16 protein-coding genes and 1 riboswitch are annotated in these 14,585 nt (G+C 72.5%); of the genes, 12 read left to right on the top strand and 4 right to left on the bottom strand.

Annotated elements, in window-relative coordinates; genetic code table 11:
* Positions 1-366: 366 nt before the first annotated feature.
* The 6 genes from E4P39_RS17950 (at position 367) to E4P39_RS17925 (ending at position 6,070) form a co-directional block, all read left to right on the top strand.
* The gene (locus E4P39_RS17950; RefSeq protein WP_135137942.1) at positions 367-1,731 is read left to right on the top strand and encodes a glutamine synthetase family protein; all 1,365 of its coding nucleotides are present in this window, start codon (positions 367-369) and stop codon (positions 1,729-1,731) included.
* A 9-nt stretch (positions 1,732-1,740) separates the two neighbouring features.
* Positions 1,741-3,120: an aldehyde dehydrogenase family protein gene (locus E4P39_RS17945; RefSeq protein ID WP_245159929.1), complete on the top strand. Its 1,380-nt coding sequence runs from the start codon at positions 1,741-1,743 to the stop codon at positions 3,118-3,120.
* A gap of 14 nt (positions 3,121-3,134) precedes the next feature.
* A complete protein-coding gene (locus E4P39_RS17940; RefSeq protein WP_209306602.1) occupies positions 3,135-3,902 on the top strand; it encodes a 3-oxoacyl-ACP reductase in 768 nt (255 codons plus the stop codon).
* A gap of 56 nt (positions 3,903-3,958) precedes the next feature.
* Entirely contained in the window at positions 3,959-4,897 is a 939-nt protein-coding gene (locus E4P39_RS17935; protein WP_135137940.1) for a quinone oxidoreductase, read from the top strand.
* Positions 4,898-4,907: 10 nt separating this feature from the next.
* Positions 4,908-5,279, top strand: coding sequence for a hypothetical protein (locus E4P39_RS17930; RefSeq protein ID WP_209306598.1), 372 nt, complete (start codon positions 4,908-4,910; stop codon positions 5,277-5,279).
* Positions 5,280-5,455: 176 nt separating this feature from the next.
* Positions 5,456-6,070 carry a hypothetical protein gene (locus E4P39_RS17925; protein ID WP_135137939.1) on the top strand — a complete coding sequence of 205 codons (615 nt, stop codon included), beginning with the start codon at positions 5,456-5,458 and terminating at the stop codon, positions 6,068-6,070.
* Between the two features lie 553 nt (positions 6,071-6,623).
* Here E4P39_RS17925 and E4P39_RS17920 read toward each other — a convergent pair.
* The gene (locus E4P39_RS17920) at positions 6,624-7,187 is read right to left on the bottom strand and encodes a dihydrofolate reductase family protein (protein ID WP_135137938.1); all 564 of its coding nucleotides are present in this window, start codon (positions 7,185-7,187) and stop codon (positions 6,624-6,626) included.
* 77 nt (positions 7,188-7,264) lie between these two features.
* Between E4P39_RS17920 and E4P39_RS17915 the strand changes: the two genes are divergently transcribed.
* Together E4P39_RS17915 and E4P39_RS17910 are read left to right on the top strand one after the other, a co-directional pair.
* Positions 7,265-8,350 carry an S-(hydroxymethyl)mycothiol dehydrogenase gene (locus tag E4P39_RS17915; protein WP_135137937.1) on the top strand — a complete coding sequence of 362 codons (1,086 nt, stop codon included), beginning with the start codon at positions 7,265-7,267 and terminating at the stop codon, positions 8,348-8,350.
* Positions 8,350-8,979: an MBL fold metallo-hydrolase gene (locus tag E4P39_RS17910; RefSeq protein WP_135137936.1), complete on the top strand. Its 630-nt coding sequence runs from the start codon at positions 8,350-8,352 to the stop codon at positions 8,977-8,979. The genes E4P39_RS17915 and E4P39_RS17910 overlap by 1 nt, the downstream gene beginning before the upstream one ends.
* A 251-nt stretch (positions 8,980-9,230) precedes the next feature.
* On the opposite strand, the gene E4P39_RS17900 is transcribed toward E4P39_RS17910, so the two are convergent.
* Positions 9,231-9,509: a DUF1905 domain-containing protein gene (locus tag E4P39_RS17900; protein ID WP_135137935.1), complete on the bottom strand. Its 279-nt coding sequence runs from the start codon at positions 9,507-9,509 to the stop codon at positions 9,231-9,233.
* A 148-nt stretch (positions 9,510-9,657) separates the two neighbouring features.
* On the opposite strand from E4P39_RS17900, the gene E4P39_RS17895 reads away from it, so the two are divergent.
* Positions 9,658-10,485 (top strand): DUF2218 domain-containing protein, encoded by an 828-nt coding sequence (locus tag E4P39_RS17895; protein WP_209306596.1) that lies wholly within the window; start codon positions 9,658-9,660, stop codon positions 10,483-10,485.
* A 30-nt stretch (positions 10,486-10,515) separates the two neighbouring features.
* Here the strand turns inward: E4P39_RS17895 and E4P39_RS17890 are convergent, their stop codons facing one another.
* A complete protein-coding gene (locus tag E4P39_RS17890) occupies positions 10,516-10,893 on the bottom strand; it encodes an ABC transporter permease (protein WP_245159928.1) in 378 nt (125 codons plus the stop codon).
* Positions 10,894-11,002: 109 nt separating this feature from the next.
* On the opposite strand from E4P39_RS17890, the gene E4P39_RS17885 reads away from it, so the two are divergent.
* Both E4P39_RS17885 and E4P39_RS17880 read left to right on the top strand, forming a co-directional pair.
* A complete protein-coding gene (locus E4P39_RS17885; protein ID WP_167761938.1) occupies positions 11,003-11,761 on the top strand; it encodes a class II glutamine amidotransferase in 759 nt (252 codons plus the stop codon).
* A 219-nt stretch (positions 11,762-11,980) separates the two neighbouring features.
* A complete protein-coding gene (locus E4P39_RS17880) occupies positions 11,981-12,307 on the top strand; it encodes a GYD domain-containing protein (protein ID WP_135137933.1) in 327 nt (108 codons plus the stop codon).
* Between the two features lie 64 nt (positions 12,308-12,371).
* Here the strand turns inward: E4P39_RS17880 and E4P39_RS17875 are convergent, their stop codons facing one another.
* Positions 12,372-12,914, bottom strand: coding sequence for a DoxX family protein (locus tag E4P39_RS17875; RefSeq protein WP_135137932.1), 543 nt, complete (start codon positions 12,912-12,914; stop codon positions 12,372-12,374).
* 382 nt (positions 12,915-13,296) lie between these two features.
* Positions 13,297-13,437, top strand: a riboswitch (cyclic di-AMP (ydaO/yuaA leader).
* A 14-nt stretch (positions 13,438-13,451) separates the two neighbouring features.
* On the opposite strand from E4P39_RS17875, the gene E4P39_RS17870 reads away from it, so the two are divergent.
* Positions 13,452-14,564, top strand: coding sequence for a C40 family peptidase (locus tag E4P39_RS17870; protein ID WP_167761936.1), 1,113 nt, complete (start codon positions 13,452-13,454; stop codon positions 14,562-14,564).
* Positions 14,565-14,585 lie beyond the last annotated feature (21 nt).

The following is a 14,585-nucleotide window of genomic DNA, read 5'->3' as shown; positions in this document are numbered from 1 at the left end:
AACGCCACGACCGCATGGATCTGCGGTTCGCCATCGGCGTGCTCATGGGCAACCGCGACCTCCTCCGACGCCTCGCCGCCGAGGCCGGCGTGCCCGCGAACGGCTGAGACGGCGCTTCCGCGGGAACAGACCCGCAGGCCGACGCAGTCGCCGGAGTGGCACCCGGGGGACGGCGGCGACCGGGACCGGTCGGGTCGTTCGTGGGCGCAGGGCAGCAACCGATCCGGTAACGGCGGCCGCAGCGGCTTGTGGGGCGCATCGGGGGGCACCTAGGGTTCCGGCCTCTGGCCCATCCGCCGGGGTCAGCGGCCGGACGAAGGTAGGTCTGCATGAACGAGCGCGCGACCCGCGGCGCCGTGGACCGACGTGCCTGACCTCCGCGACCCCGTCCTCACGGTCGAGGACCTCCGCCGGCAGGTCGAGTCCGGCGACGTCGACACCGTATTGGTGGCCATCACCGACATGCAGGGCCGGCTGCAGGGGAAGCGCCTGCACGCCCGGTACTTCCTGGACGTCGTCCTCGAGCATGCGACAGAGGGCTGCAACTACCTGCTCGCGGTCGACGTCGACATGACCACCGTCGCCGGCTACGCGATGTCATCCTGGTCGAGCGGCTACGGCGACTTCGTGATGCAGCCCGACCTGTCCACGCTGCGGCCGGTGCCCTGGAACCCCGGCACGGTGATGGTCCTGGCCGACCTGCGGTGGGAGGACGGCAGCCCGGTCGTCGCCTCGCCGCGCCAGATCCTCGCCCGGCAGACGGCACGACTGGCCGACGCCGGCCTGACCGCCTACGTCGGCACCGAGCTGGAGTTCATCGTCTTCCGGGACACCTACGAACAGGCCTGGATCGCCGGCTACCGGAACCTGACGCCGGCCAACCAGTACAACGTCGACTACTCGATGCTCGGCACCGCGCGCATCGAGCCGCTGCTGCGGCGGATCCGCAACGACATGACCGGCGCCGGCCTGGTGGTCGAGTCCGCCAAGGGCGAGTGCAATCTCGGCCAGCACGAGATCGCCTTCCGGTACGACGAGGCGCTGCGCGCGTGCGACGGCCACGTGATCTACAAGAACGGCGCCAAGGAGATCGCCGCCCAGGAGGGCGTCGCGCTCACGTTCATGGCCAAGTTCGACGAGCGCGAGGGCAACTCGTGCCACATCCACTGCAGCGTCCGCGGCACCGACGACTCGATGGTCATGGCCGACGGCGACGGCATGTCCGCGGTCGGGCGGTCGTTCGTCGCGGGTCAGCTGAAGTACATGCGCGAGCTCACCCTCTTCCTCGCGCCGAACATCAACTCCTACAAGCGGTACGTCGAGGGGTCCTTCGCCCCGACCGCGCTCCGCTGGGGCCGGGACAACCGCACCTGCGCCTACCGGCTGGTGGGCCACGGCGGCTCGCTCCGGCTGGAGAACCGCATCCCCGGTGGCGACGTGAACCCCTATCTCGCCACGGCCGCGGTCGTGGCCGCCGGTTTCGCCGGCATCGAGGAGGGGCTGGAGCTGGAGCCGGCGTACGAGGGCAACGCCTACGGCGACCCGGACGCTCCGCGCGTGCCCACGGGCCTGGCCGAGGCGCTGGACCTGTGGCGGGGCAGCGCGTTCGCGCGCACTACATTCGGCGACGACGTCGTCGAGCACTACGCGAACATGGCCGCCGTGGAGTTGGCGGCCTTCGGCAGGTCGGTCACCGACTGGGAGCGTGTCCGGGGGTTCGAGCGGTTGTGAGCAGCACTCGTGTCTGACGGGATCGCGTCGTCCTACGACGTCGTCGATCCCGCCACCGAGCAGGTCCTCACCACCGTCCCCCTCGCGGACGGAGCGCAGACCGATGCGGCGGTGGCCCGGGCCAGGCGTGCCTACGACTCGTGGCGGCGGGTCGCCCCCGCCGACCGCGGGCGGCTGCTGCGCCGGTTCGCCGAGCAGGTCGAGCACTCCCTGGAGGAGCTCGCCCAGCTCGAGGTGCGCAACGCCGGGCACACGATCGGGAACGCCCGCTGGGAGGCCGGCAACGTCCGCGACGTGCTGACCTACTACAGCGCCGCGCCCGAACGCCTCTTCGGCCGGCAGATCCCGGTGGCCGGCGGGGTCGACATCACGTTCCACGAGCCGCTCGGCGTGGTCGGCGTCATCGTGCCGTGGAACTTCCCGATGCCGATCGCCGGCTGGGCCTTCGCCCCCGCCCTGGCCGCCGGGAACACCGTCGTCCTCAAGCCGGCCGAGCTCACCCCGCTGACCGCGATGCGGTTGGCGGAGCTGGCGCTGGAGGCGGGGCTGCCCGAAGGCGTCCTGACCGTCCTGCCGGGCAAGGGCTCGGTGGTCGGGCAGCGGCTGGTCGAGCACCCCGACGTCCGCAAGATCGTCTTCACCGGCTCGACGGCCGTCGGCAAGGGCGTGATGGCCGGCTGCGCCGCGCAGGTCAAGCGGCTGACCCTCGAACTCGGTGGCAAGAGCGCCAACGTCGTCTTCGCCGACGCGGACCTGGAGAAGGCCGCGGCGACGGCGCCCTCGGCCGTCTTCGACAACGCCGGGCAGGACTGCTGCGCCCGGTCGCGCATCCTCGTCCAGCGCTCGGCCTACGACCGGTTCCTCGAGCTCCTGGAGCCCGCGGTGAAGGCGGTCCGGGTCGAGGACCCGTCGCTGGAGACGGCGGACATGGGGCCCCTGATCAGCCGGGGCCAGTGGAACCGCGTGGCCTCCTACGTCCCGGACGACGCACCGGTGGCCTTCCGCGGCACTGCTCCCGACGGGCCGGGCTTCTGGTTCGCGCCGACGGTGCTGACGCCGACCGACCCCCGCGACCGGGCGCTGACCGAGGAGATCTTCGGTCCGGTCGTCGCCGTCGTGCCCTTCGACGACGAGGCCGACGCCGTCCGCATCGCCAACGAGGGCGAGTACGGCCTGTCCGGGTCCATCTGGACCCGGGACATGGGCACCGCCCTGCGGGTCTCGCGCGGCATCGAGGCCGGCAACCTGTCGGTCAACAGCCACTCGTCGGTGCGGTACTCGACGCCGTTCGGTGGCTTCAAGCAGTCCGGACTCGGCCGTGAGCTGGGCCCTGACGCGCTGCACTCGTTCACCGACGAGAAGAACGTGTTCATGGCGACGGAAGGGTGACCGTGGAGGAGCAGGTGGTGCGCCGGCTGGTCGACCGGGTGGCGGTGGTGACCGGCGGGGCGAGCGGCATCGGCCTGGCCACGGCCCGCCGGTTCGCCTCCGAGGGCGCGCACGTCGTCGTCGGCGACGTCGACCCCGTGAGTGGCAAGGCCGCCGCCGAGGAGGTCGGCGGGCTGTTCGTGCAGGTCGACGTGACCTCGCCGGAGCAGGTCGAGACCCTCTTCCAGACGGCGGTCGACACGTTCGGCGGACTCGACGTCGCGTTCAACAACGCGGGCATCTCCCCGCCGGACGACGACTCGATCCTCACCACCGGGCTGGACGCGTGGCGCCGGGTGCAGGAGGTCAACCTGACGTCGGTCTACCTGTGCTGCAAGGCCGCGATCCCGCACATGCAGGCACGGGGGCGCGGCTCGATCATCAACACCGCGTCCTTCGTGGCGCGAATGGGCGCGGCGACGTCCCAGATCTCCTACACCGCCTCCAAGGGAGGCGTCCTGGCGATGTCCCGGGAGCTCGGGGTGCAGTTCGCCCGCGAGGGCATCCGGGTCAACGCCCTGTCGCCCGGCCCGGTGAACACCCCGCTGCTCCAGGAGCTCTTCGCCAAGGACCCGGAGCGCGCCGCGCGGCGGCTCGTGCACATCCCGATGGGGCGGTTCGCCGAGCCGGCGGAGATCGCGGCGGCCGTCGCCTTCCTGGCCTCGGACGACTCCTCGTTCATCACCGCCTCGGAGTTCCTGGTCGACGGCGGGCTCTGCGGGGCGTACGTCACGCCGGTCTGACCCGGTCGGGCCGACGTCGGCCTGCCGCGACGGAGGACACGGGAGAGGATCGGGGCATGCGTGCAGTCGTGTTCGAGCGAAACGGTGGCCCCGACGTCCTGAATTTCACCGAGGCGCCCGATCCGGAGCCCGGTCCCGGCCACGCCCTGGTCGACGTCGAGGCGGCCGGTATCAACTACATGGACGTCTACGAGCGCGAGGGCAACGGGTACGGCCGGCCCGCGCCGGCCGTCCCGGGCGCCGAGGGCGCCGGCACCGTCGCCGGAACCGGGGAGCGGGTCGCCTGGATGAACGTCCCCGGCAGTTATGCGCAACGGCTGAGCGCGCCACGGGAGAATCTGGTGCCGGTGCCGGACGGCCTGTCGCTCGAGGTCGCGGCGGCCGCGATGCTGCAGGGCATCACCGCGGACTACCTCGTGTCCGACTCCTATCCGGTCCAGCCAGGCGACTGGGTCGTGGTGCACGCGGCGGCCGGCGGCGTCGGTCTGCTGCTGACGCAGCTGGTGAAGCTCCGGGGCGGCCGGGTCATCGGCACGACGTCGACCGAGGAGAAGACCGCGCTGGCCCGGGAGGCGGGCGCGGACGAGGTGCTCGGCTACGACGGCTTCGACGGACGCGTCCGGGAGATCACCGACGGCGAGGGCGCGGCGGTCGTGTACGACGGCGTCGGCCGGACCACGTTCGACGCCGGACTGAAGGCGCTCCGCCCGGCCGGCAGCATGATCCTCTACGGCGCCGCGAGCGGGCAGCCCGAGCCGCTGACGCTGCAGTCGCTGGCCGCCCACGGGTCCCTCTACGTGCAGCGGCCGACGGTGAAGACCTACGTCCGGACGGCGGACATGCTGCAGCAGCGGGCCCGCCGCGTCCTGGACCTGGTCAGCACCGGGAAGCTGGAGATCCGGATCGGCGCCCGCTACCCGCTCGGGGAGGCCCGGCGGGCTCACGAGGACCTCGAGGCCCGGCGGACCACCGGCAAACTGCTCCTCATTCCGTAGCGGGACAACCGTGACCACGGCCGGCGTCAAGCGGGCACGGCTGGCAGGGATCCGCGCCGTGCACACCGTCGCGTGGCTGCTCATCGAGTCCAGCGTCGTCTACCTGCTCTGGGCCGGGGTGAGCCATCGCAGCGACCGCCGGTCCGCGATCGCCGCGGCGGTGGTGGCCGGGGAGTGCCTCGTCTTCGCCGGCAACGGTTTCCGCTGCCCACTCACCGGGCTGGCCGAGGCAGCCGGCGCCGAGCACGGCTCGGTTACGGACATCTACCTGCCGCGGTGGTTCGCCCGAAATCTGCCCGCCATCCACGTGCCCCTGCTGATCGTGCTCGTCTGGTTGCACAGGCGGAATCGACGCTCCACCGTCCGGGACGTCCGGGAGTAGCGTCCACCCCCTCGGTTCTCGTCGTGCACCGACCATCGATGTCGGTGCCGAGCCGGGGGCTCGCTACCTCGCCGCTCGGCCGGCGGAGTCAGGCCCTCCCGCAAGTGGCTGTTCCCACGTTTCCCGCGACCCCGGCTCTCGACGCGGCAGTGCACCGACCGGACCGTTCCCTAGCCGTGTTGCTGTTCACCCAGGGCGCGCTGATCACGACCAGCGCGGCGCTCGGACCACTCGGCCTCGACGTCCTGCACTACCGCACCTCGGACTCCGGGATCGCCCAGATCCTCGGCACCGATCTCACCGCAACCGTTCTCGTCGCACCGCTGTGCGTCTGGATCGGGCGCCTGGCGTGGCGGGGGGATCCAGCGGCGCCGGTGCTCGCGCTCGCCCCGGCCGTGTTCACGGTCTACGTCTGGACGCAGCTCCTCGTGGGCAACGAGTTCGGCCGGCTGCCAGGGAACGTGGAGTGGTTCTCACCGCTCCTGCTGGCTGTCGTGGGCGTGGGGGTCGCGGTGGCCGTGCGGGCGTCCTCGGCGCTGCGGCGCTCCACCGTTCCACCGTGGGGACGACGGCTCGAGCGCGCCACCGGCATCCTGCTCCTCGTGGTGGCGGCTTTCGTCGTGGTCGGTATCCACCTTCCCTCCCTGGTCGACGCACTCCAGGAGATCCCGAGCGGCTACGCAGTGCTCAGCACCCCGAACGCCTTCTGGGTCGTCAAGGCGTGCGATCTCGGCGTCGTCGCCCCTGCCGCTGTGGTGCTGGCCAGCGGACTCCTGCGCGGGCGGGTCTGAGCGCGGACCCCGGCTGCCGCCGTCCTCGGCGGATACGTGCTGCTCGGGTGTTCGGTGGCCGCGATGGGGTGGAGCATGCTGCGCAGCGGAGCGCCTGATGCCTCTGTCGGCCTCGCCGTGGGGGCGACGGCCATCGCAGCGGCCGGCGCCGGGTATGCCGTCGCCCTCTACCGCCCGCTCTTCCGAGCGGCTGCCAGGACTCTGGCCCGCACGGGCTGATGCCTGCACCAGCCTCGTCAGAGCAATCTGCGCTCGGACCACGATCGGCAGCGAGGCCGGGCGTAGCGTGGGGTTGTCGGTCCTCCTCGTGCACCCCTCGGACGTGGGTGCCGGATCCGACGTCTCCCCTAGCCCGCCGCTCGCCGGCGGAGGCAGGCAGTTGCCGCCATGACCGCTCCCACGTCCACTCCCGCGCCCAGCCCCACGGCGCCCTCGCCCGCCTGTGATGTCTGCGCGCATCCGGCGGCCGCCCACGACGTGATCGGACGTCGGTTCTGCGACGCCACCCAGCTGGGCGCTCTCACGCGGGGCTGCATCTGCCGGAAGTAGCCGCCTAGCTCTTCAGCCGCTCGTAGCGGAGCAGGACGACGCCGTTGCCGAAGGTGCGGTTCTCGGCGAGGCGGAAGTGGAGGCGGGTGTCGGTCGGGAACACCGGCCGGCCCCGCCCGATGGAGACGGGAGTCAGGTAGAGCCGGTACTCGTCGACGAGACCGAGCCGCTCGAAGGTGGTGGCGAGGTTCGTCCCGCCCAGCGTCATGTCGCCGCCGGGCTGCGCCTTCAGGGCGAGGACCTCCTCGCGGACGACGTCCCGGACCAGGGTCGCGTTCGGGCCGACGCGCTCCAGCGTCCGGGAGTAGACGACCTTGGGCACGTCGCGCCAGATGCCGGCGAAGTCGATCATCGGCGGGGTGCTCTCCGGATTCTCGGCGGCCGTCGGCCAGAACTCCTCCATGCCCTCGTAGGTCACCCGCCCTTCGAGGAAGGCGCCCATCCCGCGCAGCACGTCGTTGACGTGCGCGTGCAGCTCGTCGTCGACCATGTGCCAGTCGATCTCGCCGTCCGGGCCGGCCATGTAGCCGTCGAGCGACATCCCCATCCATACGATGATCTTGCGCACCACGATCCTTCCGCCGCCGGACGACGCCGCATCCTCCCGCCCGGGCCGTGCCGCGCACCACCCCCTAACGTCAGGGCATGGCTTACGAGGTGAGGGGCGTCGTCGCCCGCGGCAAGGGTGCGCCGGTCGGCGTCGAGACGATCCTGGTGCCCGATCCCGGTCCGGGTGAGGCGGTCGTCGACGTGCAGGCCTGCGGGGTCTGCCACACCGACCTGCACTACCGCGAGGGCGGCATCAACGACGAGTTCCCCTTCCTGCTCGGCCACGAGGCGGCCGGGCTGGTGTCGGCAGTCGGCGAGGGCGTCACGAATGTCGCGGTCGGCGACTTCGTCATCCTCAACTGGCGGGCGGTGTGCGGCCAGTGCCGCGCCTGCCTTCGGGGGAAGCCGCAGTACTGCTTCGCCACGCACAACGCGACGCAGAAGATGACGCTGGCCGACGGCACGGAGCTCTCCCCCGCGCTCGGCATCGGCGCCTTCGTCGAGAAGACCCTCGTCCACTCGGGGCAGTGCACCAAGGTCGATCCGGCCGCGCCGGCGACGGCCGCGGGCCTGCTGGGCTGCGGCGTGATGGCCGGCGTCGGTGCGGCGATCAACACCGGCGGCGTCGGGCGGGGCGACTCGGTCGCCGTCTTCGGCTGCGGCGGTGTGGGCGACGCCGCGATCGCCGGCTCCCGCCTGGCCGGCGCGAGCACGATCATCGCCGTCGATCTCGACGACCGGAAGCTCGAGTGGGCCAAGGGCATGGGCGCCACCCACACGGTCAACTCGGGGCAGACCGACCCGGTGGAGGCGATCAAGGCGCTGACCGGCGGGTTCGGGGTGGACGTGGCGATCGACGCCGTCGGCCACCCGAAGGTCTTCGAGCAGGCCTTCTACGCCCGCGACCTGGCCGGGACGGTGGTGCTCGTCGGCGTCCCCAACCCGACGATGACCATCGAGCTGCCGCTGATCGAGGTGTTCGGCCGCGGTGGCGCGCTGAAGTCGTCCTGGTACGGCGACTGCCTGCCCTCCCGCGACTTCCCGATGCTGATCGACCTCTACCTGCAGGGCCGCTTCGACCTCGACGCGTTCGTGTCCGAGACGATCGGCCTGGACGACGTGGAGGCGGCGTTCGAGAAGATGCACCGGGGCGAGGTCCTGCGCAGCGTGGTGGTCTTCTGATGACCCCCCGCATCGACAAGGTGGTCGTCAGCGGCGTCTTCAGCCTCGACGGGCAGGACTTCGACGTCGACAACAACGTCTGGCTGGTCGGCGACGACGACGAGGTGCTCGTCATCGACGCCCCGCACGACGCCGCACCGATCCTCGAGGCCATCGGCGGCCGGACGGTGACGGCGATCGTGCTCACCCACGGGCACAACGACCACATCACCGCCGCCGTGGCGCTGCGCGAGGCCACCGGCGCGCCGATCTGGTTCGACGCCGAGGACCGCATGCTGTGGGACGCGGTGTATGGGCATGGCGGGCGGGAGGGAGGCGCAGCCGTTCCCGACCGCGCCCTGGCCGACGGCGTGACCTTCGACGTCGCGGGGACGACGCTCACCGCGCTGCACACGCCGGGCCACTCCCCCGGCAGCACCTGCCTGTACGCGCCCGACCTCGGCACCGTCTTCACCGGCGACACCCTGTTCTGCGGCGGCCCCGGCGCCACGGGCCGCTCCTACAGCGACAAGCCGACGATCCTGGAGTCGATCCGCGGCCGGCTGCTGACCCTGCCCGGCGACACCGTCGTCCGCACCGGGCACGGCGACGACACGACCATCGCGGCGGAGGTCGGCACCATCGCCTGACCCTCCCCGCCCCGGGGAGGTGAAGGAGGGGTCATGCATCTGCTGCTCGAGTACACGCCGGCCGACGACTACCTGGAGCGCCGCGCGGCGCTGCGCGAGGAACACCTCGGGCTGGCCCGGGCGGCGCACGAGCGGGGCGAAGTGCTCCTCGCCGGTGCGCTGAGCGACCCGTACGACAGCGGGCTGCGAGGTGGACCCCTACGTCGTCCACGGTCTGGTGACCTGCTGGACCGTCCGCGAGTGGAACGTCGTCATCGGCTGAGCTGCTCACCCTGCCCGCGGCATGAGGCGCACGGCGACCTCGTCCCCGGAGGCGATCCCGCCTGCTTCCGGAAGGCGGCGCTCAGCACGAGGAACGCCGTCCCGCCCGCGGAGCCGACGGAGCCGGCGAACGGGGTGCCGGCGATCGTGCCCTCGACGTAGTGCCGCGGCTTCTTCCCCCAGCGCTCGCGGGGGTCGAACGGCAGCGGCAGCCGGACGTGCCCCCGGTCCGTGGTGATCGGGGTGCTGGTGAACTCCGCCGGCTCCATCGGCTACCCCCTCCACGGACGTTCGCCCGGCACCCGGCCGAACCCGGACGGTAGCGCCGGGACGCTACCGGCCGGCACACGTGTCCGCCTGGAAGAGTCTCCGGGCGAGGGATCGGCACGGACGCCGGCGACGAGGAGGCACAGCGGAATGACCGAGGAGACCGACCCGCTGACGGCCCGGGACCCCACCGCGGCCTGGACCGCGCTGATCGGCCGCTACTACGAGGGCTGCAGCGCCGGCGACGTCGACCTGATGCTCACGACCCTCCATCCGGACGTCGTCCACTGGTTCCTGGCGCCCAACACCGGCTCGACGGCGGTCACCGGGGCGGAGCACCTGGCCCGCTACTGGCGGAAGGCCGGCCGGATGAACTCGGCCCGGTGGGTGGTGGACAGCATCTGCGCCACCCCGGACCAGGCGGTCATCGAGTGGACGATGTGGTGGCTGCCGGAGGGGGCATCCGAGAGAGTGGCGACCCGCGGAGCCGAGTGGTTCACCTGCCGCGAGGGCCTGATCCACGAGATCCGCTCCTACTACCAGCTGCGCCCGCGGACGACCGAGCTCGACGGGTTCCCCTACGCGGCGCGCGGCTACTCCTCGCCCGGCGCCGAGCGCAGCGCCGTCCACCCCACCGCCGACCGGTTCGGTCCCGAACCCAGCTCCCCCGAGGATCCCCACGTGACCAGTCGCCTCACCGCCCGCGCCGACGTGCTCACCGAGGCGCCGGCCCGCTACGCCAAGCAGCTCGTCTCCCATCTCGGCCGCCGGCTGACCTGGACGACCGAGGGCGGCGCGTCGACGGCGCAGATCGGCGAGGCGACCGGTGTGGTCCTGGTCGGCGACGGCGTGCTCACGCTCCTGGCCGAGGCGCCCGACGAGGAGTCCCTGGCTCGAGTGCAGCACGTCCTCGGCAGCCACCTCGAGCGGTTCGGCCAGCGCAACGAGCTCACCGTCGCGTGGACGCCCGGCGCCTGACGGCCGCCCGTGTGGGCCGCCGCACGCACCTCAGCGGCTGCGGTAGAGCCGGGTCGTGATCGGCAGGAAGACCGCGGCCAGCACGGCGGCCACCGCGAGCGAGACCAGGATCGCGCCGCCGTCGGGCTTCCCGTCCATCAACGAGCGGGATGCCGTGGCCAGGATCGAGATCGGGTTGACCTCCACGAACGCCTCGAGCGGACCGGGCAGCGTGCGGGGATCGACGAACACGTTGGACAGGAACGTCAGCGGGAAGATGCCCGTGAAGCCGGCGTTCATGACCGCGTTCGGCGAGCGCAGCAGCAGCCCGAGCACGCAGAACACCCACGACAGCCCGAACGAGAACACCACCACCGGGGCCAGGGCCGCGCGGGACCCGCGGGGCGCCCGGCCGGGCCCGTCGGTCACGGGCGCCCCGTGCGCCACGACGCGGCCCGGATGTCCGCGGGATCAGCGGCCCGTGCGGGGAGGGTGGACGGCGAACCCGTTGCCGCTCCCGAGAAAGCCGATTCGCACCATGTGCCGACTCCTGGGCTGGGCCACCCGCACCCCGGTCACCCTGCACGGCCTGCTCGGCGACGAGGACCTCGTCGACTTCACGGAGCTGTCGGTCAAGCACGGCGACGGCTGGGGGGTCGCCCGTGCGACGCAGTCCGGCGTCAAGGTGCACAAGCGTCCGGACACCGCCCGCGACAGCCGGTCGTTCGCCCTCTGGGCCCGCACCCACGCCACCGACCTCGGCATGGCGCACCTGCGCTGGGCGACCATGGGGCTCGGCGTCGGGATCGAGAACACCCATCCGTTCACCGACGGGCGCGTCGCCTTCGCGCACAACGGGTCGGTGCTGTCACCGGCGTCGCTCGACCCGCTGGTGGCGCCCGGAGTGGCCCGGCTCCGCCGCGGGACGACCGACAGCGAGCGCTACTTCCTCGCCCTGCTCACACGCACGGCCGACGGCGCGACGCCGCACGAGGCGCTGCGCGACACCGTCGACGAGATCGCGCGCACGTCGCCCTTCACCAGCCTGAACTGCCTGCTGATGACGCCGGACGAGCTGATCGCGCTGTGCCGGTACGACGAGGACGGGCCCCTGGAGGACAAGGATCCCGAGTACTACCGGCTGCGCTACCGGGTCACGGACGACGCCGTGGTGGTCTCCTCCAGCGGCTGGGGCCGCGGCTGGCAGGAGCTGGCCAACGGCGACCTGCTGGTCGTGCGCCGCGGAACGCTGGCGAGCACCGTCCTCTCCGGCGAGCGGCTGTCCACCGCCCGCTGAGCGCACGTCGTCGACTGACCGACGGCCGGGAGCCCGCGGCGCGGTCGAGGTGTCGGCGCCCAGCTTCCGGTACCGAAAGCTGAGCTGCGCCGCCTCGCTTCCGGTACCGAAAGCCGGCAGGCGATGCGCGCTCCGACACCGTCCCCCGCCCGCGGGTCGTGGCTACGCTCGGACGCCCCCACGCCGAGCGACGCGACCGACGCACGGGACGGACAGGACATGCCGCTCTACCTGACCAGGTTCAGCTACACGCCGGAGACCTGGGCCCGGCTCATCGCCAACCCCGAGGACCGCCGGACCGCGGCGCAGACCTACATCGAGTCGGTCGGCGGGAAGCTCCACGGCTTCTGGTACGCCTTCGGACCGCATGACGGCTACAACCTCTGGGAGGCGCCGGACAACGTCTCCATCGCGGCCGTCGTCCTGGCGATCGGTGCCGGCGGCGCGCTCAGCTCCGTGGAGACGACCGTCCTCATGACCGTCGACGAGACGTTGGACGCCCTCCGCATGGCCGGGCAGGTCCGGTACAAGCCACCGGGCAGCTGACACCTCCGGACAGCCGAACGGCGCCGGAGCCCGTGCGGGCCCCGGCGCCGTCCGGCGGTCCGGGTCAGGCGGTGGCGCGCTCGTCCGTGCGCGGGCTGTAGGTGGCGATCAGGAGCAGCGCCGCGCTGATCAGGACGACGTTCTTGAGCACGAACTCACCGTCCGCGGTGAGCTCGAAGATGTGCGCCCCCCACATCAGCTCGGACGCCGTCACGAAGGAGAGGAACGTGCCGGCCAGATGTCCCGCCAGGACCAGGAGGGTCGTCCGCGGGAAGAGGCCGAGCGCGAGGACCAGCCCGATCGCCACCTCGACGATCCCCAGCGCCGGTACGGCGAAGCCCGCGTCGACGAACGGGAGCGTCGCGGCGATCAGGTCCTCCACGGGGCTGGCCCCGATGAGCTTGAGCGCACCGAACCACACGAACACCGTGGCGAGCGCCAGACGCACCAGCGTCGGGGCGTAGCGCTGGTTGACCTCGACCGCACGGTGGACCACGGCCGCGCCCGGCAGGCGCGTGGTCCGGCCGTTCCCTGCGGGCGTCTCCGGCGGCGCCGCCGCCGTGGATCGCGTCATCAGGGTCGTCGACGAGGTCTCGACCATGGTCATCTCCTCTCCATCGGGTGGTCCGCACCTTCCGTGCGGCCGTCGATGGAAGGAGCGCCGGACGTGGACGGGGATACAGGCCGCGCGCCTCCCGGCTCGCCCCAGACGCTCCGCCGAACGATGCTCGACAGAACGTGACAACGGCACGTCGCTTCCGGCCGACCGGGATCCCGGCCTCGTTCGCACAGGGCGCGCCGTACAGCTGCGATCCCGCAGGTGGCGTCTCACAGCCAGTGAGGGGCTCGCGGAGTTTCAGCGTTTCCCCAGGTGGAACCGCTTGATCGGTTTGTCCCCTCGGGACGGCGCCCCTAGCGTCGGCGGCGTCCGGACGGCCTCCGCTGTCGCCCCCAGGCGACGACCGGCCGGACGCCGCCGAACCACCCGCCGGAGCATCTCGCCGGCACAGGACCGGGGACCCATCGCACCACCGGGGTGAAGCGACCGACGGCCCGATCGGACCGTCGGCGCCGGGCGTCTTCCCGCCCGAACCCGTCAGCTAACTCGGTAGGCGGCCGTGGAAGGAAGGACAACCCGCCGCACATGGCGAGTTCCCGCATGCCTGCCGGCCGCCGCTCCACCGGCCGCCGAGCGCTCCTGGCCCTCCTCACCGCCGGCGGGGTCGTCCTCACCCCCCTCCCGGCCGCAGCCGTACCCGAACAGCCCACCACCTCCCGGCAGGCCGCGGACCTCGTCGCCGCGCGGGCCCACGACCTCGAGGTCCTCACCGAGCAGTTCAACGAGGCCCGCGAGCAGCTCGAGGCGACCCGGGAGGCGGCGGACCTCGCCGCCGAGGAGCTCGTCGTGGCAGAGGACGACCTGGCCGAGGCGCGGGACCACGTCCGCGCGGTGGCCCGCGGGGCATGGACCGGCGATCGGCTCGGCCCGCTCCAGGCGATCCTGACGAGTGGGTCCGCCGACGAGCTCCTCGACCGGGTCGGCATGCTGCAGACGATCGCCGAGCACAACAACGGCGTCCTGGGTGGCGCGCAGCAGGCGACGGACGACGCCGACCGGGCGAAGGCGGCGACCGAGCAGCTCGCCACCGAGGCGCAGGTGCAGGTGGACCGCGTCACCGCGCAGAAGCGCGAGCTGGACGCCCAGATCGCCGTCTACCAGGCGGCGTACGAGCGGCTGACCGAGGAGGAACAGCGGGCCTCCCGGGCCGCCGCCGAACGACACGCACGCGAGCAGGCCGCCGCCGCGGCACCGACCGTCGTCGGTGCCCCTCGGGAGCGGGCCGCCCGGCCGGCGCCCCCGGCCGCTGCGCCCGCGCCTGCCGCGGCACTGGCCGGCGGCAGCGCCGCGGCGCAGTCCGCCGTCAGCGCTGCCATGGCCCAGATCGGCGATCCGTACGTGTGGGGCGCCGGTGGCCCGAACGCCTTCGACTGCTCCGGGCTCACGCAGTACGCCTACGCGGCCGCCGGCGTCGCCCTGCCGCACTCGAGCCGGATGCAGTCGACGATGGGCGCCCCGGTGTCACGGGCGGCTCTCCAGCCCGGGGACCTGCTGTTCTTCTACAGCCCGGTCAGTCACGTCGGGATGTACATCGGCAACGGGCAGATGGTGCACGCCTCGACATCGGGCGTACCGGTCAAGACCGCGTCGATCGATTCCATGGGCAGCTTCTCCAGCGCCCGCCGCATCGCCGGCTGACCCGGCCCCGCCACACGGCAC

Source organism: Blastococcus sp. CT_GayMR19 (genome assembly GCF_004570385.1).
Classification (GTDB): domain Bacteria; phylum Actinomycetota; class Actinomycetes; order Mycobacteriales; family Geodermatophilaceae; genus Blastococcus_B.
This window is presented reverse-complemented; position numbering and strand designations above follow the sequence as displayed.